The 18,518-nt window shown below is 52.6% G+C and carries 22 protein-coding genes; 8 read left to right on the top strand and 14 right to left on the bottom strand.

Annotated elements, in window-relative coordinates; all coding sequences use genetic code 11:
* Window positions 1-4: 4 nt before the first annotated feature.
* From P9H32_RS06225 to P9H32_RS06160, 14 genes are all read right to left on the bottom strand, one after another.
* Window positions 5-1,234, bottom strand: a complete 1,230-nt coding sequence (locus P9H32_RS06225) for a TIGR04283 family arsenosugar biosynthesis glycosyltransferase (protein ID WP_322608021.1) — start codon at window positions 1,232-1,234, stop codon at window positions 5-7.
* A gap of 4 nt (window positions 1,235-1,238) precedes the next feature.
* Window positions 1,239-2,765, bottom strand: a complete 1,527-nt coding sequence (locus tag P9H32_RS06220) for a mercuric reductase (protein WP_322608020.1) — start codon at window positions 2,763-2,765, stop codon at window positions 1,239-1,241.
* A 209-nt stretch (window positions 2,766-2,974) separates the two neighbouring features.
* A complete protein-coding gene (locus P9H32_RS06215; protein ID WP_322608019.1) occupies window positions 2,975-3,688 on the bottom strand; it encodes a TVP38/TMEM64 family protein in 714 nt (237 codons plus the stop codon).
* Window positions 3,689-3,837: 149 nt separating this feature from the next.
* Window positions 3,838-4,653, bottom strand: coding sequence for a ZIP family metal transporter (locus P9H32_RS06210; protein WP_322608018.1), 816 nt, complete (start codon window positions 4,651-4,653; stop codon window positions 3,838-3,840).
* Between the two features lie 181 nt (window positions 4,654-4,834).
* Window positions 4,835-5,542: a DUF547 domain-containing protein gene (locus P9H32_RS06205; protein ID WP_322608017.1), complete on the bottom strand. Its 708-nt coding sequence runs from the start codon at window positions 5,540-5,542 to the stop codon at window positions 4,835-4,837.
* Window positions 5,543-5,627: 85 nt separating this feature from the next.
* Window positions 5,628-5,873 (bottom strand): zf-HC2 domain-containing protein, encoded by a 246-nt coding sequence (locus P9H32_RS06200; RefSeq protein WP_322608016.1) that lies wholly within the window; start codon window positions 5,871-5,873, stop codon window positions 5,628-5,630.
* A gap of 1 nt (window position 5,874) precedes the next feature.
* Window positions 5,875-6,441, bottom strand: a complete 567-nt coding sequence (locus tag P9H32_RS06195) for a sigma-70 family RNA polymerase sigma factor (RefSeq protein WP_322608015.1) — start codon at window positions 6,439-6,441, stop codon at window positions 5,875-5,877.
* Between the two features lie 44 nt (window positions 6,442-6,485).
* Window positions 6,486-7,547: a methyltransferase domain-containing protein gene (locus P9H32_RS06190; RefSeq protein WP_322608014.1), complete on the bottom strand. Its 1,062-nt coding sequence runs from the start codon at window positions 7,545-7,547 to the stop codon at window positions 6,486-6,488.
* 10 nt (window positions 7,548-7,557) lie between these two features.
* Window positions 7,558-8,478 carry a radical SAM protein gene (locus tag P9H32_RS06185; protein WP_322608013.1) on the bottom strand — a complete coding sequence of 307 codons (921 nt, stop codon included), beginning with the start codon at window positions 8,476-8,478 and terminating at the stop codon, window positions 7,558-7,560.
* Window positions 8,479-8,662: 184 nt separating this feature from the next.
* On the bottom strand, window positions 8,663-9,364 hold the full coding sequence (locus P9H32_RS06180; RefSeq protein WP_322608012.1) for a cytochrome c biogenesis CcdA family protein: 702 nt from the start codon (window positions 9,362-9,364) through the stop codon (window positions 8,663-8,665).
* A gap of 49 nt (window positions 9,365-9,413) precedes the next feature.
* Window positions 9,414-9,899: a thioredoxin family protein gene (locus P9H32_RS06175; protein ID WP_322608011.1), complete on the bottom strand. Its 486-nt coding sequence runs from the start codon at window positions 9,897-9,899 to the stop codon at window positions 9,414-9,416.
* Complete coding sequence (locus P9H32_RS06170; protein ID WP_322608010.1) at window positions 9,899-10,285, bottom strand: sulfite exporter TauE/SafE family protein; 387 nt, start codon at window positions 10,283-10,285, stop codon at window positions 9,899-9,901. The genes P9H32_RS06175 and P9H32_RS06170 overlap by 1 nt, the downstream gene beginning before the upstream one ends.
* A gap of 76 nt (window positions 10,286-10,361) precedes the next feature.
* Window positions 10,362-11,318: a permease gene (locus P9H32_RS06165; RefSeq protein WP_322608009.1), complete on the bottom strand. Its 957-nt coding sequence runs from the start codon at window positions 11,316-11,318 to the stop codon at window positions 10,362-10,364.
* Between the two features lie 205 nt (window positions 11,319-11,523).
* Complete coding sequence (locus P9H32_RS06160) at window positions 11,524-11,844, bottom strand: ArsR/SmtB family transcription factor (protein WP_322608008.1); 321 nt, start codon at window positions 11,842-11,844, stop codon at window positions 11,524-11,526.
* A gap of 300 nt (window positions 11,845-12,144) precedes the next feature.
* Between P9H32_RS06160 and P9H32_RS06155 the strand changes: the two genes are divergently transcribed.
* The 8 genes from P9H32_RS06155 (at window position 12,145) to P9H32_RS06120 (ending at window position 18,512) form a co-directional block, all read left to right on the top strand.
* Window positions 12,145-12,414, top strand: coding sequence for an AbrB/MazE/SpoVT family DNA-binding domain-containing protein (locus P9H32_RS06155; RefSeq protein ID WP_322608007.1), 270 nt, complete (start codon window positions 12,145-12,147; stop codon window positions 12,412-12,414).
* Window positions 12,395-12,802 (top strand): type II toxin-antitoxin system VapC family toxin, encoded by a 408-nt coding sequence (locus P9H32_RS06150; protein WP_322608006.1) that lies wholly within the window; start codon window positions 12,395-12,397, stop codon window positions 12,800-12,802. Before P9H32_RS06155 ends, P9H32_RS06150 begins: the two co-directional genes overlap by 20 nt.
* Window positions 12,803-12,990: 188 nt before the next feature.
* Complete coding sequence (locus P9H32_RS06145; RefSeq protein ID WP_322608005.1) at window positions 12,991-13,344, top strand: HEPN domain-containing protein; 354 nt, start codon at window positions 12,991-12,993, stop codon at window positions 13,342-13,344.
* 102 nt (window positions 13,345-13,446) lie between these two features.
* Window positions 13,447-13,683 carry a hypothetical protein gene (locus P9H32_RS06140; protein ID WP_322608004.1) on the top strand — a complete coding sequence of 79 codons (237 nt, stop codon included), beginning with the start codon at window positions 13,447-13,449 and terminating at the stop codon, window positions 13,681-13,683.
* 26 nt (window positions 13,684-13,709) lie between these two features.
* Window positions 13,710-15,629, top strand: coding sequence for a hypothetical protein (locus P9H32_RS06135; RefSeq protein WP_322608003.1), 1,920 nt, complete (start codon window positions 13,710-13,712; stop codon window positions 15,627-15,629).
* Window positions 15,613-16,407: a hypothetical protein gene (locus tag P9H32_RS06130; RefSeq protein ID WP_322608002.1), complete on the top strand. Its 795-nt coding sequence runs from the start codon at window positions 15,613-15,615 to the stop codon at window positions 16,405-16,407. The genes P9H32_RS06135 and P9H32_RS06130 overlap by 17 nt, the downstream gene beginning before the upstream one ends.
* Complete coding sequence (locus P9H32_RS06125; RefSeq protein ID WP_322608001.1) at window positions 16,407-17,144, top strand: hypothetical protein; 738 nt, start codon at window positions 16,407-16,409, stop codon at window positions 17,142-17,144. The genes P9H32_RS06130 and P9H32_RS06125 overlap by 1 nt, the downstream gene beginning before the upstream one ends.
* Window positions 17,145-17,219: 75 nt before the next feature.
* Window positions 17,220-18,512, top strand: a complete 1,293-nt coding sequence (locus tag P9H32_RS06120) for a DNA cytosine methyltransferase (protein WP_322608000.1) — start codon at window positions 17,220-17,222, stop codon at window positions 18,510-18,512.
* Window positions 18,513-18,518: the final 6 nt, after the last annotated feature.

Genomic DNA, 18,518 nt, shown 5'->3' with positions numbered 1-18,518 from the left:
TCGGTTAATGCCGATAAAACGCCGCCAGTCTTGCCGGCGGAATACGGAGGTGATACCCGAGAATCATCAGCTTATTGACCCACGTCACCTTCCACACGCCGTGATGCAGCCAACGGCGGCCGGAGGTGACGGCCGCCTCCGGCCGTGTGACGACCCGCCCCAGCTTTCGCGCAGCGCAGACGAAGGCATAGTCCTCCATGATCGGCTGCGCGGGAAAACCGCCAAGGCGCTCAAAAACTGAGCGGCGCATGAAAAGGCCCTGATCGCCATAGGGCAGTTTCCAAACCCTGGAACGCCAGTTGGCAGTTTCCTCAATACATTTACGGCCCGGAAAATTCTCGCGAACCTGAAAGCTGAATGCCCCCAGCGCGACCGAATCATCGGCCAGCGTTTCGCGGATCTGTCCATCCCAGCCATCGGGCAGTTCCGTATCGGCATGAAGAAAAAGAAGCAGCTCCCCGTTTGTTTTTTCCGCGCCCAGATTCTGTTGGCATGCACGCCCCTCCCGGCAAACCGGCGCATCGGGAAAAAGCTGTTTTGTGCCGTCCGAACTTCCGCCGTCCACCACAACGGCTTCAACGTGGAAACCTTGCCGGACCGACTTGAGGGTTCGGGGGAGATGCGCCTCTTCGTTCAGCGCCGGAATGACCACCGAAATCTTCGCCGGCAGATCTTCCGGAAGATCCACATCATGCAGCGTGTCGAGTAAAACCGTTTGCTTCGGAGCCAGCGAAAGTGTCTGTTCCAGTACCCGCGCTGACCCCCAATCCACCCGATGAAAGAGGCGCGGCATCGGACGGGAAAGACCGATCAGATAATAGCCGCCGTCGTGCGCCGGGCCGATGACGCAGTCCGACGCTTTCAGGTGCACAAAACTGTTCCTGATATTTTTCCAGTGGTTGGAAGGACAATCGCAACCGATAACGACAACCCGCTCTGCCCCGGAGTCGAAATGGTCCTGAAATGCGCGGGCCATCCGCTCGCCGAGATCGCCGGCGCCCTGCTCCGCGTACTGCAGGCCGACGCCGAGCCACGCCTGCATCTCCTCTTCGGTTCCGCCGGTGTATCGGATTTCAACTTGTGCCCCGGACTGCTGCGCCTGCAGAACGGTATGCTCCGTCATTCGACGCTGAAATGCTGCGGCGCCCTCCTCGCCCAGCGCGGGAATGAGACGGGTCTTGCTTTTTCCAGCCACAGGAAAACGCGTAAATAAAATCAGTCGTTCCGGATTCATAGGTTCAGCGCCGCTGCCAGGTCAGCCATTTTTTCATAAGTTTGGCAATGGTCGGTGTCAGGCGGGTCTGGTTATAGAGACCGGCAACGCGCTTGATTGCCTCGGACTGCGTTGGATACGGATGAATGACGCCGCCGATTTTTCCGAGCCCCATTCCGGCCGCCATGGCGACGGAAATTTCGCTGATCATTTCCCCGGCGTGCGCGGCAACGATGGTGGCCCCCAGGATTTTATCGGTTCCCTTTTTCACAACAACCTTCACAAAGCCTTCGGCATCGCCCTCCGCCTGTGCGCGGTCATTTTCGGCCATCTCGAATTTGTAGGCATCGGTTTCGATCCCTTGGTCTGCGGCATCATGTTCGTACATGCCTACGTGTGCGATCTCGGGGGCGGTATAGGTGCACCACGGCATGTTGGCGGCGGAGAGTTTTTTCCGGCCGCCGAACAACGCATTCTGGATCACGATCTGCGCAGCCGCATCGGCGGCATGGGTAAACTTATACGGCATACAGCAGTCGCCGGCGGCGAAGATGTTCGGATTACTCGTGCGCAGGTTATCGTCGACCACGATGCCCTTGCGGGGATCGGCTTTGACCCCCGCGGCTTCCAGTCCGAGATGATCCACATTCGGTGCGCGGCCGATCCCTACCATAATCCGGTCGCCGTCGACGGTGAGCGCATTCCCGTTCCGCACGATATGCACCGTCTTGGTACCGCCATCCGATGAAACCTTTTCCACGGCGGATTCAAGCAGCACTTCAATACCATCGCGTTTAAACGAGTCGGCCAGAATGGCCGATGCTTCCGGATCTTCGCGCGGCAGGAACCGGTCGCGCTCAATGATCGTGACCTTCGAGCCCAGCCGCCGGAATGCCTGTGCCAGCTCGCACCCGATCGGTCCGCCGCCGATCACGATGAGATGTTCAGGCCGTTCCGTCAGGTTGAAAACGGTCTCATTCGTCAGGTATCCCGCCTCGGCGAGTCCGGGAATATCCGGATCCACGGCGCGGGCCCCCGTGGTGATCACCGCCTTTTTAAATCTGATCGTCTGCCCATCCACTTCAATGGTGCTGCGTCCGGTGAATTTTCCTTCCCCGATAAAGACATCCACCCCTTTTTCCGTGTAGCGTTTTGCGGAATCATTTTCGCTGATCCCGGCGCGGATCCTCCGCAGCCGCTCCATCACCTTCGGGAAATCAGAGGCCGGCACTTCGGAAGGCGTCAGGCCGAACTCCGCGGCATGCCGCATGCGGGCCGCCAGATGTGATGAAGCAATCAGGGCTTTCGAAGGAACACAGCCGACGTTCAAACAGTCGCCGCCCATCAGGTGCCGTTCAATCAGCGCCACCTTTCCGCCGAGCCCGGCCGTGCCGATGGCGGAAATCAGTCCGGCTGTGCCGGCTCCGATCGCCACGAGGTTATACGTACCGTCAGGCGTCGGATTCCGCCAGTCAGCCGGGTGTACGTTATCAACCAGCTTCCGGTTGTGTTCATCCATCGGGGCGGGCTGTACATTCCATTCTTCAGTCATATAGTTCTCCATGGTACAACGTAGTCGACCAGACGATGAAAGCCTTACACAAAAGACGCCGGAACTCTATCGCTTCCCTCATACTTCGGGTAAGCGATCTCTACACCTAAAACGTCCGAGTCAATCTCTGCTTAGCCAACAACAATAACCCATCGGGTGTAGAGAACGTTTACCTGAGGTACGCAGGAAACGTTGCCGAGCGTAAAATCCTATTGCGTCTCAGTAACCACTCGTGTCGCCAAAGCTTTCCTGGCAATCTTCGTGACGTATACCGTCACGAGAACCGTGGCGACAAACGTCAGTATATTAATCGCCCACTGCGCCGCAGACGGGGCCTCGGCGGTCTCCGATCCGAGCGCGGCCAAATCACCCGCCAACGAACCGAGGTAGACATACATCACCGTACCGGGCAGCATCCCGAGCCACGAAGCCAGTACATATTCCTTCAGCGAAATGCGGGTGAGGCCATAGGCATAATTCAGCAGGTTGAACGAAAAGATCGGCGACAGGCGCGTCAGCCCGACGATCCGCCAGCCCTCTTTGGCAACGGCATCATCAATGGCGCTGAAACGCGCATGGCCTTCGATTTTTTTTGCGATCCTGTTGCGGGCCACATAGCGCCCAGCCAGAAAGGCCGCGGTCGCACCGAGGGTTGAGGACACCGAAACCAGAATCGATCCCGTCACCACGCCATAGATGCTGCCCGCCCCCAGCGTCAGCAGCGAGCCGGGGATAAAGAAGACGCAGGCCAGAATATACAGCCCCGCAAATACCCCCATGCCCAGCGGGCCCAGACCCTTGATCCAGTCCAGGGCCTCGACAATCCTTTGCTGCAAATTCAGATAGTGCCCGCCCAGCACCAGCACAGCCGCAACAGCCGCAGTAATGAGCAGGGGTTTTATCCAGCGTTTCATTTTATCCATTACAAACCTCCGCACGGTAGTCGGTCTGCAGCAGGATTCCTTACGCCGCCGCCGGAAAAAACCGGCCGTTACGCCTTTTCGTCCGCCCTCGGTTTCCGGCGAAGCGGGGGGCAGTGAGCCGGCCGCACGGCCTTACAGGAAGCCGTATCTTATCCCAAAGCGACGTCGAGAATCATCATAACCGCAAAACCGACCATGGTCGCCATGGTGACGATATCGATATTTTTTTCGTTGCGCTGAGATTCCGGAATCAGCTCTTCGACGACCACAAAGATCATCGCGCCGGCCGCAAAACAAAGCGCATAGGGCAGGATATTCTGCATCTTCAGCACAAACGCGGCCCCGATCACCCCGGCCACCGGCTCAACCAATCCGGAGGACTGGCCATACATGAAGCTCTTCCATTTGCCCATACCTTCGCGGCGCAGCGGCATGGAGACCGCAGTGCCTTCGGGAAAGTTCTGGATGCCGATGCCGATGGCCAGCGCCAGCGCGCCGCCGAGGGTGGCGGAAGGCAGTCCGGCCGCAACCGCACCAAAGGCCACCCCCACGGCGAGCCCTTCCGGAATGTTATGCAGCGTGATCGCCAGCACCAGCAGGGTGCTGCGCTGCCAGGAGGTCTTCACCCCTTCGCTGTGCTCCATGGCCAGACCGGGATGCAGATGCGGCAGAAATTTGTCGATCAGCCGCATGAATATCCCGCCGCCCAGAAAGCCGACCACCGCCGTCAGCCAGGGCGTATGCCCGAGGCCTTCAGCCATTTCGATTCCCGGGGCCAGCAGCGACCAGAAACTCGCGGCAATCATGACCCCGGCGGCAAACCCCAGCATGCAATCCATGAATTTCGGTTTGACCAGGCCCGGCATGAAAACCAGCGCCGCACCCGCCGCCGTTACCCCCCAGGTGAACAGCGTCGCGATCAACGCCTGAACCACCGGATGAAACTGCATAAAAAAATCGGTCATCGCCGGAATCCTTTCGCCCTGAACGGGCCTTTTAGTTGGAAAGGATGACACGGAATGAATCCAGCCCAAAGGCATTTCGTTCCCTTTAAATCCCGGTGCCCGCTTCTGGATAGAAGACCTGCCACGCGTACCCGCAGCCCATCGCGATCAAATGCGCTTCGCCGGTGGCCCGGTTCGCAGCTTATTCCCTCTTTTCGTTCAGCGACCAGTCATAATCAAGATACCTGATTTTCAATCCCTGAATCGTCTGCCCGCTGTAGGTTTCGACAAAAGCCGGGACCGAAGCAAAGTCGTCGCTGTACCATTTGAAAATCGACGAGATTGATGAGGTGCCCTTTTCACGGTCGACCACCAATCCGGCCGGCGTGGCAAGATAGGCGCGCGACTGATCATCGAGCTGCTCATCCAGCCGCTCGGCGGTGTACGCCTCCGCGCGGAGAACCGGGCAGCCTTTGGCGGCGCAGACCAGCGCCATGTGGATGCGCGGGTCGGGATATTGCGGACGAATAATTTCATGCTCCAGTTGATTGAGCGTAAGGATTTTTCCAAACCTTGGAACCACCGGCTGATCCCACGGCCCCTTGAACCAGTTACCGATGTCCTTGATGGACTTCACCGGATAATGATCGACGATCAGTTGAAGGGTTGCGGCGTTGTAGAGATTGATCAGAAAGGCCAGCTGCCGCTTTTCGCCCCACGACCTGAATTCCGATTCCGATACCGCCCCGGCGGACTCAAGATACCTCTTCAATGGAGCCGGATCGGCCTTCAGCGCGGCATAGTCGATCCGCCCGTTGACCACATGCCTTCTCAGTACTGCATTGAGTTCCTGTGCCGGCAAGGCGCCGACCCAGACTGCGAGCAGAATAAAGATGAATCCTCGTTTCATAAGACCTTCTTTCCCGGATTTATCGTCCGACACCAGGTAGTCGGACGGACAGGAAAGTCCTTACAGCGCAAAGACTGCAGATCGCTTAGCGGGATTCGTCGGAGAGACGCTGCCGGATGCGCTGCCGGACTTCTTCAGGAAGCGGCTCCGGAGGGGGCTCGGCTTTCGCGGCCCCTTGAAGGATCGAACGAAGCTGCCCGATCTGGCGGCTGTAGGTTCGGCAGAGAGAGCACATCATCAGATGCACCCGCATCGCCATGCGTTCGCGAAGCGAGAGCTCCCGATCCAGCGATTCCGACACCAGCGTTGAAATTTCCTTACACGTCCGCATTTTATGTTCCTGCTCCGAACCAGTTTTCCGTCAGGCAGCCGCGCAGGCGCATGCGCGCGCGGTGCAGCATCACCCACAGATTGGTCGGGGTGATGCCCAGTTCCTTACAGACCAAAGCCGAATCCTGCTCTTCCAGCTCTCGCAGCACAAACAGGCGGTGCAGACGGTCGGGCAGATGTTCCAGGCATTGGAAAAGCACCCCCATGAATTCCTTCTGTTCGAGAACCCGGTCAGGATGCACCTTCCACTCAACCGGCTTGATGCGCCACCGCCCCTTGCGATCGAAAAACTCCTCTTCCGGAGTTTCGAACGTTTCAATCTCATCGATCGGCTGCTCACGCCCCTCCTTGCGGATCAGGTCGACAATCTTATGTTTAAGAATGCCGATGAGCCAGGTGCGGACGGAGGAACTGCCGGAAAAACGATCCTGCGAACGAAGGGCGGCCAGAAGGGTTTCCTGAACCGCATCTTCGGCGGAGCTTCGGTTTTTCAGGCGGCTCAGCGCATAGCTGAACAGGGCATCGCCGTGTTCCTCCAGCCATTGCTGCGGTTCGTTTTCTGAATACATAGCGGCAAACTATAGGCTACGGACTCTTACTTCCAGCACGAAGATCAGCATCCGCAGTCCGTTCCTGCAGCGCGATCGGCTTCGTGGACCGGCGCGCAATCAATCATGCGACCGAAATGGACAGACGCATCGCCGAAATAATCGAAATGTCCGGCGAAGCGGCTTCGGCAAAGCATGTTGAAGGTGTTGCCGCACACGGGATATGCGCGGCCCTTCTCGAAGCGGTGCCCGGCATCGAGTTCAAAGACATCCGGCGAGTGGCGCAGCGTACCTTTATAACGTACGGCCTGGCCGAAGTCCTCGCAGGCGTCTTCCAGTTCAGGAAGCTTGAAGAGGCGGTAGGTGATGGAGTCAAATTTGATGCTGCCCACCAGAGTCTGCACATGGCGGTTCTCGATCGTGATCGGATCGCGCGTCACTTCGCGCGGATCGTTGAATCCCTGCCGGCGGGCGAGACGGATAAAGTCGCCTTCGTAAAGCGCACCGCTGAGACATTCTCCATACAACACGGGATCATCCTGCAGGTTCACAGGAATGCGCCGGTCGGAATAGACATCGGAAAAATAGAATTCGCCGCCGGGCTTGAGTACACGATGAATCTCGCGCAGCGCGGCCTCTTTGTCGGGGCAGAGGTTAATGACGCAGTTGGATATGACGATGTCAAACGAGTTATCTTCCAGGCCGGCGGCATCAAGTTTTTCAATCAGGCCTTTTCTGAATTCCACATTGGGCCGGCCATGACCGAACTTTTCCATATGGTAACCAACATATCGGTTGGCGACGTCGAGCTGCTCATCCGTCATATCAATCCCCACCACATGGCCGTCGGGACCGGCAAGAAAGGCCGCGATATAGCAATCGCGTCCCGAGCCGGAACCCAGATCGAGAATACGCCTCCCCTGCAGTTCCTGCGGAAGCGTCAGGCCGCATCCGTAATATTTGCCCGTCACTTCTTCATGGATCATGCCAAGCGGAGTCTGAATATAGTCGGGATAAGCTCCTACGGTACAGCAGGCATTGGTTTTCAGGTCGTCTGACTTTTCGAGCGTCTGGCCATAGTATTCGCTGACGGCGTTATGTTTGTCGGTTTTGCTGAGTACTTCCATGCGGATCTCCTTAAAGTTCACTGCAGCTCGCGCCGGCCGCAAAACAGGTGTAACAGCGGTGATGCTGAAGCATGACGCGGACCTCCATCGCTTCGTGCAGGCTTCCGCCCAGATCGTAGTCTTCGTCGTCATCCACCAGCGTGCAGGCATAGACGCGCATTCTTCCGCCCTTTTTCACCACCATCTTGCTGAAACTGCACATAAAGCGGTCGCGCTCTTCCGCTGATTTATAGGTCGTCATGCAGTGCTCCGTGATATGCGGCACGTCGGGATGGGATCCGGGCTCGTGGAATTCGGGAAACACCACGATCGGCGTCTCCGCCGGAAGGCCGGCCTCTTCAAAGAAGGGTTGATAGGCGCGATTAACGGCATCGACATCCTCGTTGGGGGCGCTCTGCCGGGCAATCGAAACCGTGAAACCGAGCCGGTGAATCTGCCGCATGGTTTTCAGCGCAAGGTTGAAATTACCGCGCCCGCGGCCGGCGTCGTGCTTTTCCGGATTCGGGTAATCAAGACTGACGCGAAACTGCAGCGCAAACGGTTTTTCAATCAGCGCGGCCAGTCGGCCGAGATGGCCGGCCAGCGGCTCCGTGGCATTGGTCAATACCAGACAGGGATTCCGGTCGAGTGCATAATCCAGCACCTCGATCACCTCGGAATTACTGAAGGGCTCCCCTCCGGTGAAGGAAAACTGCTGAACCCCGAGCGCCAGCGATTCCTCGATGAACGGCTTCAGATCGGCGAGCGAGGGCTGCTGCAGCCGGTCATCGCCCGGCCGGGAGCCTTCCAGACAGAACGGACAGCACAGGTTGCAAACCGTCCCGGTGTGAAACCACAGCTCTTTCAGGGCATGCGGCTGAATGTATCCGGGCCGGCTTCCCGCATCAGCACACCCCTCCCCGGACTCCTTCACGACTTGCGAATTCTGCATAAAAAATTCCTCCATAAATGTGACGCACTCAGGACCTTCATATCCGCCGGATATCGGCAGCATCCTACCAGCGTTCACGGATCAGTCGAATCAAACGGGCACACCTTACACAGCATCCGGAATTTTTTCTGCAGGGTAAATGCGGACATCAAAGAGGATCGCATTCAAACCGATCCCCAGCAATTCAGGGCGCGGTATAAATCAGGTAAAGCCCGCCGAGCAGGACGAGAAGACCGCAGACTTTTTTAAGTTTGAATGCACCGCGGGATTCCTGATTCCAGGCCTTATATTTCTGGACCCAGCCGGAAGACATCCCTGCCAGCGCAATCACACCGCAGTGCCCGATGCCATACATCAGCAGCAGGCTTCCGGCATAGACCGGCTGCGCGGCCCCCAGTTTAAAGGTGATTCCGAGCAACGGCGCCATATAGGCAAAAGAGCACGGTCCGAGCGCAATACCGAAAATGAGCCCCAGCATAAAAGCGGCCAGCAAGCCTTTGCGTTTTTTGCCGACCTGCTCCGGCCGATTCCAGCTCAGCGGAACCACGCCCAGCAAACCGAGTCCGACATAAAAAAAGATCAGCGCAACAACATAGTTCGCATACGCTCCGAGGTCGCCCATCATTCGTCCTGCCGCCGCCGTGATCGCCCCGATGGCCGCGATGGTAACCAGAATGCCTACGGAAAACAGCGTCGAAATTCCCAGCGCCCGAGCCGTTGAGGTTTTGCCCTGGTCATCAATAAACCCGATAATCAACGGAATACTCGCCAGATGACACGGACTCAGCAATATACTGAGCATCCCCCAAATCATCGCCGCAATCATCGCAATCGCCGGTGTCCCCTCCACCGCATTCGTTAAAACTGAAAATAACTCACCCATCATCCACCCTCCTTACACCACGAAATAAAAGTTACGTTTTCCTTTCGTGTGTTTAGTGTATTTCGTGGTTTTCCTTAACTGCAAATTCGTATCCGAGTTCCTGCCACTTCGCGAGCATGTCCTCCCGGGCATAAAAGCCTTCGTGGCGGAACAGCTCATTCCCCTCGGCATCAAAGAAAATCTGCGTCGGGATCATTCGGATACCGTATTTCTCCCCCGCCCCTTCATTTTCCCAGACATCGATAAATTCAACATCAAGCTGCCCGGAAAAAGTCTCCTTCATTTCATCCAGAATCGGAGCCATCGCTTTGCACGGAATACACTTTCCCGCACCGAGATCCAGCAGCTTCGGCAGCGGCGTTTCCACCGCCGTTTCCGCCACAGCCCCTTCCGGCATCATCTTTTCCGCCGGGAACGGCAAGGTGCAGATACCGCCTTCGCAGCCGGCTGTTTCCGGATCCGCATGCTTTCTGTTCTTGAGGCCCACCACCGCCACGACGGCGATAACCAGCAATACAATCGGTATAATTTTTTTCATCAATCCAGTTTCCTGTTCTCGAAACGATGCACCTCACCGTTTTCTGTTTTTATTTCATGACCCATTGAGCCGCCATTCGTATCGCAATAATCCAAACCGCCACTCCAAACCATTTTTTCAAGCGGGCCTTGTTCATGGAAAGCGATATCCGGCTGCCCACCCGTCCGCCGATCAACCTGCCCCTGTACGGCATGCCCTGCACTACCCGGCAACACCGCGAGCGAGGTTGCTGCAATCAGAATCAGGCTGATTGACGGCGCTGACGAAATATCAAATCCGGCCAATAGCAAAATCGGGACATACAAAATGCCTCCGCCCATCCCGAGCATCGAAATGAGCATCGAGATCACCAGAAAAACCAGCGCCGGAATGAGCATGTGATCCATGGTTGCCCTTCTTGTTAATGACCGAGCTGGTGCTGAACGCTCCCGGAATGATCATTCATCACCCGATTCTCCGACGTTAAAACACCCAGTTAAACATCCAGCCCACCAGCAGAATTCCGGTCGCGGCAGTGCCCACGAAAATAGCAATCAGCCGCGGCTTCATCACCTTACGCAACAACACCATTTCCGGAACCGAAAGCGCCGTCACCGCCATCATGAAAGCCAATGCCGTTCCGAGCCCCACGCCTTTCCCGATCAGCGCTTCCGCAATCGGAATCGTGCCGATGGCATTGGCATAAAGCGGAACCCCGGCAGCCACCGCAATCACCACACTCAACGGATTATCGCTGCCGGCATATTTCGCCAGAATATTCTCCGGTGCCCAACCGTGAATGGCCGCACCGATGCCGATACCGATCAATAGATACAGCCAGATTTTTTTGAGAATATCCCAGACGTGTTCGCCCGCAAAAGCCAGCCGCTCCTTCTGCGTCATATCCGGCCTGGTTTTATTAAACCCCTCGCCCGTGAAAACTTCCGGCTCCAAATGGTTCTCCGGTTTAAAGCGCCCGATAATCATGCCGCTCACCACCCCGATCAAAACACCCATCACGGCATACGCGACCGCCACCTTCCAGCCGAATGCCGCCCACAGCACCGCAAAGGCGGCTTCGTTCACAATCGGCGAAGTAACCAGAAACGAAAAGGTGATCCCCAGCGGAATACCCGCTTCAATGAAACCGATAAAAATCGGCACCGACGAACAGGAACAAAACGGCGTAATAATGCCGAGCAGCGAAGCCGCCACATGCGCCTTCGGCCCGTTAATTTTTTCCAGCATCACCTTCGTTTTCTGCGGCTGAAAAAAGGTGCGCAGATACGAAATTCCGAAAATCATCAGCGACAGCAGGATCAGAATTTTGACCGTGTCGTAAAAAAAGAAATGAACACTGCCGCCCAGCTGCGAATCCATTGCCAGCCCGAACCAGCCCTCCACCATTTTGGTGACTAAATTATCCAACCATTGGAACATCTTCTCACTCCTTCGGAGTTTATTTTAGAATGCCGATTTTTGATTTCCGATTTTCGGGTCTGCGACGCCTGTCTTTAAATTGAGGCCAACGCCGACTGAGTCCTATAAATCGACATTCAAAAATCTAAATTAAGAGCAACGCTCGTATATTTTCCCATTTAACCATATAAAAACTAAAAAATAATGGTGTCGCAGACCTGCATTCTTAACTAACCAGCTCCGCCTGCTCTTTGGCGTTGTTCTCCAGAACAGCTTCCACGCAGCTCATAAAATTCAGCACACACGGAACCTTGAGGGTATAATAAACCTGCTTGCCGCGCTTCTCATCCTGCACAATGCCCGCCTGCTTCAGCACCGACAGATGCTTCGAGATCGTCGAAAAGTCCGCCTCGATCTGATCCACAAATTCGCACACGCACATCTCCCCGGCCGACAGCTGCTCCGCCATCCACAGCCGCGTCGGATGCGCCAGCGCCTTCAGCACCTTCGCCTTCGCCTCATACAGATTTTTCTCTTTTGCCTTCATATTTTTCCTTGAATGTATATTTGGCAAAATAGCCAAATGATGAAACTTGTCAACACACCGATTTAAAAAAGAACCGTTTTGGAGTGCGGGGGCAAGCAAAGCGCGACACCGCTTTTGTGCACGCTGCCGGTTCTGCTCGTCGCACGCTTTGCGGTTCCAAGGATTGGATATGAGCCCGAAGTCATCGCACGGATACGATTACCCCTAAAACAAAAAGTAAGACATATTGGATATGTAAGACATTTTTCATTTGACGGAACAGATGATATTAGTAGGTTATCCATGGATTAAGGAGAGTTTATGATTACAGCAGTTGTGACAGCTAAAGGGCAGGTCGTCATTCCCGCAAAAATCCGAAGAGAGCTGGGAATCAAGCCGGGGACACGATTGGTTTTTGATCAAAAAAAAGGTTCGTTTGAGGTGCGCCCGATCACCGATGCCTATATCGATTCCATTCAGGGCATGCTGCAGCGCAAAGCCGGAGAAAAGCCGGTGACCCAGGAACTGATAGAAGAACATGCGGCAGAAATCGACCGCGAGGAGGCTGAAATTGAAAAACGCGGTATTTGACAGCTTTGCACTGCTCTCTTTCATTTTCAACGAATCCGATGCGGATCGGGTGGCGGAGTATTTCAAAAAGGCCCTGGTGGATAAAAAACGAATTTTTATCACCACGGTTAACTGGTCAGAGGTCATGTATCGGGTGATCCGTGCACAGGGCCGCAACGCATGGAAAACCGTTCAGACCCATCTTCACGATCTGCCCATTGAAATCATTGATGCGGATCTCGCACTTAGTGAAGCGGCGGCAGAATTTAAGGCCGAGTACAAAATGTCGTTGGCCGATGCTTATGCCGCGGCACTGACCAAAATCAAAAAGGCCGAACTGGTCACCGGTGATCCGGAGTTCCAGCCCTTGGAAGAAAAGCTGAAGGCGATTGTTTGGCTGAAGCAGTAAGCCACGAAAGCAGAACAAGCTGTGCTCTGCCAACCGCCCTCCGACTTCCGTCCACCGCCTTGCTCTAGTAAAAAATACTAAGCCCGCGCTATTCTTTTATTTCTTTGAATGACGGACTTGTTGTTATGGGGTATTCCGGAGTATATCTGGAGTGAATTTTTTAAAGGGGGGAGTAAGGATGAACTGGGGTGAAACTAAACCACACAAATCTTAAGCTGAAACATCGGGAATCGCGCTGGCGATTGCCCGAACCCACGAATCTGCGGATACATCGGGGGCTCAGCTGGCTGCAGGCCGCCGAAGCAACCGATGATATCGACACGCGTTTTATACTGCTCTGGGTCTCCTTCAATTCCATCTATGCCCGCGACTTTGATGTCCACGAAACCTTCGGCGAAAAGGGCCGGTTAAACCGCTATCTCGGGCAGCTGGTCAAGCTCGACCAAAGCGACCTGCTGTTTCACGTGGTCTGGAAAAACTATTCCGACAAATTTTGCCGGTTTAGCATGCGAGTATATGGATATATTATGAGTTTTTATTGATAGTTATACGCATTTATAATCTATATATAAGCATATATATAAAATATGTATGTTAAAAAAATGCACGTATTGAATAGATGTATATTTCAGCAGGAGGAATATATGGAAAATAAAAGTAAGCGTATGGAGAAGTTTGAGGAGCTCGCAGAAAAGCGGGTTAATGAGGTGATAAAGAGGATTCAACTCATTGGTAACCTCTCCAGCACATCTAATTATGAATATACAGATGCGCATGTTAAGCAGATCCTCGGTGCAATAAAGCGGGAGGTTCGCGATCTAGAATCCCGCTTCAACAGTCGCGGAAAGGCCGATCAGGCAGGGTTTAAATTTAAAGTATAGGTGAGCTGATGTGGAAGTTCAGGAGAATGATCAAAGGGGAAGACAGTGTCGACCCCATACAGGGCGAATTCTTTGCGTCTGAAGAAATCGGGGATCTTTCTGAGATACTTGTCAGAGAGGCCATTCAGAATTCCCTTGATGCTAGGCTGGATAAAGACGGCACTGCAGAAGTCGTTATCAGTTATAAAACATCGAATGTGAAATACTCAGATCTGATTGCTGAAGGGATGCCTCTGCACGGATTGAATCCCCACCTTAAAGCGGAGAACAGTGGGCTACGGAGGGAAAAACTTCCGAAGGGGACGGAAGTGCTCGATTATATTGTGGCAGAGGATTTCGGAACCAAGGGGCTGAACGGTGACCCAGAGTATGATGACGATGAAACCCCCATTCCGGCCGATAGCAAAGAATTTTACGATTTCTTTTATTTTTGGCGTAATATCGGTCGCTCCGGAAAAAAAGATGGACTCGGAAGCTGGGGGCTAGGAAAGCACGTTTTTCCGGCAGCGTCTAGAATCAACACATACTTCGGTCTGACAAACCGATCGGAGGACGGAAGGAAACTGCTGATGGGGAAATCGATTTTGAAAATCCACCATCATAACAGGCAGAAATACGCCCCCTACGGTTATTTTGGAGAAATCAAGGGAGATGGATTTTTCGCCGTTCCGTTTGAAGCTTCAGAACAGCTTGATCAATTTGAAAATATTTTTGATATAACCCGGGCCGAACAGTCCGGTCTATCCGTAGTAATACCCTTTCCTAAGCCTGAGCTTATGGCCCCGGGGCCCTTGGTTGAATCCGTACTGAAGGATTACTTTTATCCAGTAATCCGCGGTCGGCTGAAAGTATACCTTCGCTACGACGGATGTGATGAAATCATTATTACAAATAACACTATTAAAGAAGTCGCGCAGCAATATTTGTCAGGGGACGAAATGTTGCTCAAAACCATCGATCTTGCAATTTGGAGTTCAGAAGTGCCCGAAGAGGATATTTTTGTCTTAGAGGATCCTGATTTATATAAGATTCCGTCTTTGAGCGGTATAAACCTTACCGATGACATGCTGAGCGACATCCGTGGATCTCTCGAGCTTAATGGCAAGGTTTTAATCCGTGTTCCTGTGCGAGTAAAAACCAAGGAAGGATCACCTGCGCGGGGCGAATTTGACGTCTGCTTTACTCAGACTGATGTAGCTAACCGTATTCCAGCCAAATATATCCGGCAAGGTATTGATGTTAAGAATGCGAATAAGAACAGTAAGCTGGATGCTGGCTGTATCGCACTTGTCGAAATACATGACAAATTGCTGGGGAAACTGTTACGAGTCTCCGAGCCGCCCGCCCATGACCGATGGGAGCAGCGCAATAATGAAGATCTGCTCGAACTCTATGACCGCGGTGAGAAGAGTATCGGATTCGTCAAGAAGGCCCCTCACGACATCTGGAGAAAGATTTCAAAAAAGAATATAGAGCAGAACCGTGATCTGCTGAGAGATATTTTCCATCTTGATCTCAGTGCACTTCCAGCCGGAAGCAAGAAAAAGCCGGGACCGAAGAAAAAACCTGAGATTAATCCTCCCCCCGCAGACCCACCGGAACCGAAAACGAGAATGATTCGGACGTATAAATCCGAAAACGGATTTACGGTAACCCGAGATAGAAGTGCTACCCATACGCCAAAGACCATAACGATTAATGTAGCATACCGGGTGCCATCGGGAAATCATCTTAGAAAATACAGCCCGCTTGATTTTCGTCTAAACAAAAATCCCATTGATATCGAACACTCTGGTATCGAGCTGGTTAAATGTTTGGACAATATACTGCTAGTCAATGTTACGGATCCTGAGTTTGAAATAAAGGTGACTGGTTTCGATATCAATCGGGACCTTGTCGTCCAGGTTGTTCCCGCTAAGGAGGATGAAGATGATCAGGAAATTTAATTATACCGACCGAATTAAAATCAAGCGTACTGATCTCCGGGTGAGCGTGACGTACATCGGCGGTATTCCCCATCTTGACGCGGATATCACGATTGACACATACAAGGATGATCTTCCGCATGACGCCGCCATATACGTTGAGGCGTATCATCGCACCAAATATAACCGGTTTTCGTATGGAACCGTTTCTAATATATTGCCCCCTGACAACCGGGCACTTGATGCCTTTACACCTGCCGATCTTCAGGATATTCGGTTCCGGGTCAAAATTGTTGATGAGAGTGCGATGCATGGGAAAATCCTCGCACTTGCTGAAGGTGTTAGCGCTATAAGTGAAGAGGAGCGCACCGCCAATAGGATGAGTCTTATTGGTGTTAATGAAGAGGATCTGGGAAACCGAATTTGGGAACTGGACCTGGAGGCTTCGGATATGCCTTGGTTGAAAGTGAACTCTAAGATTCCTAATGTTCAGACATTGTTAAGGTCAGACGACATGTTTTTTTGCGCTGTTTATCCGGAGATCGTAAGACAGATCCTCTCGTATATTCTTATTTATTGCGAAGAGGACTACACGCTGCAGGACCCCGATCCGAATGATGAGACTCCTGACTGGCAGTACAGGTGGCTTCTTTATGGAAAGACTTTATGCAACGAGAAGTGGCCTCGTAAGGACCTGAACGAGGAATTGAGCATAGAATGGATAGAAAAGAGTGTTGATGGCTTCTGTCGAAACCAAAGAATAATGCAGAGAATATCAGGGTTGCTGGAGTTAGATTAATGAAAAAGATCGTCAAAGCCCTCAACGATAAAGGAATACAGCTTTTCAGGGATTATCTTTATGATTTGAAATCCGATCCTGGAAAGGATATTCCCATCAGTTTGTTAGATGACACTGCGCTCACCATATCTGTAGATGGATATGCCACAGTCGAGGATACTGTTGCTTTCAGTACCAGGTTGGATGCCGGGAAGTATCTTTTCGAAGCTCTGGGCTTAGTCAGTGATAGTGAACTGGAAAATACCGGAATGTGGGCCTGGTTGAGCCTTTTCTTTTTTGATCAGGTATGTCCGGCCAATGGGAAGGGCCTGCGCAGTCCAGGTCAGGATTACAGATACATTCCGTCCGGCGGATTCGGGAAAGGCGCCCATAGGCATCTGCTTAAAATCCCGTTTATGATTTATAAAACCCACAGAATGACAGGGCGGGTTCTGTTGGTCAGTGATCTGACTAAACCCGGAAATATCAACGAAGAAGTGGTTTCAAGGCAAAAACTGATCAGCAATCCATCGATTGTCGAGGTTCTTGACTTACTGTACTACGACAAAAACCTGGACCGGGTAAAAAAAGGCATCGATGATAAAAAGAAGGTGCTGACCAAAAAAGGATCCCTTCGCCGGTTTGTTCAAGTCATCAATCAATTTGAGCTTACCTATGACCTGTATTCTATGAATTCCGAGTCAATCGTGAGCCTACTTCCCGAGGACTTCGACAGCTGGCTCTATGACGAGTCATAGCGAATTGCTTGATACTCTGAAATATCTCAACCTTTGGGCTGCAAACCCCATGCTGGCCATGCTATTAAAATAGGTATGAAATATAAACTAGCTGAATTATTCTGCGGCCCTGGGGGTTTAGGCTCCGCCGCTAAAAAATCTATTGTAAAAACGAAATCGGGCAATGTGTTTTCTATTGATCCGATCTGGGCCAACGATATTGACCGGGATACTTGCGATACCTACCTGAAAAATATCCACGGTATTGATCCCGATGAACCTCTGAAAAAGAAAGACGAGCAGGTAATATGCGGTGATGTCCGGAAGGTTGATTTTGAGCAGGATGTGCCGGACTTTGATGCGCTGGCTTTCGGCTTTCCCTGTAACGACTTCAGCATTGTTGGAGAGCAGAAAGGTGTTGATGGTTCATATGGACCGCTGTACACCAACGGAGTTAAGGCTATAAATGCCAAAAACCCCGATTGGTTTTTAGCCGAAAATGTCGGAGGCTTGCGGAACGCGAACGACGGTCAGGCTTTTATAAAAATTCTCTGTGATTTGATTGAAGCCGGCAAGGGTTACAATTTAAGCGCGCACCTGTACAAATTTGAAAAATATGGGGTTCCGCAAACCCGGCACAGGGTAATCATCATTGGAATTCGAAAGGATTTGGAAAAAAAATTCATAGTTCCGGCAATCACAACCGAATCTCCTGTTAGTGCCAAGGAAGCATTAGAATCCCCTCCGATCCCTGAGGATGCCCCAAACCAGGAGCTGACCAGACAATCCACCGCTGTTGTGGAACGATTGAAAATGCTGCCTCCAGACAAAAATGCATGGTTTATTGATGAACTGCGTACTTTGGATGATGATTCATCCGGAAAAGAAGCGTTGGTATCTTTTTATAAAAATCATCCGGAAATTATAGCAAAGGTTCCGGATGTGGATTTCAGTGATAATCAGTCCATACGGGAAAAACTTGACGCGGTAAGATTGAATGTAAAGTCGGCGCGAATGAGTCAGATATACCGGCGTTTGGATCCCTCCCGCCCTGCATACACGATTACCGGAAGTGGCGGCGGTGGAACACATGGTTATCATTGGGCCAAAGACAGAGCTCTTACCAACCGTGAAAGAGCCCGTATTCAAACATTTGATGATGATCATTTCTTCTGTGGTTCAAAGGAGAGCATAAGAAAGCAAATCGGAATGGCCGTGCCGCCTAAAGGGGCGAAGGTTATTTTCGAGGCGGTTCTGAAAACAATGGCCGGCGAGTCATATAGTGAAGTCAAAGGCGGTAGCAATATTGGCGATTTTGAGACAGTGGATGAAGTCCTTGAAAAAATGGGATCTTCGACGATTGAGTCAGTTGCGCGTGATATAACGTGAATAAAG

Source organism: Pontiella agarivorans (assembly GCF_034531395.1).
GTDB classification, from domain to species: Bacteria; Verrucomicrobiota; Kiritimatiellia; order Kiritimatiellales; family Pontiellaceae; genus Pontiella; species Pontiella agarivorans.
Note: the sequence above shows the minus strand (reverse complement) of the source record. Positions and strands in the feature narration are given on the sequence as shown.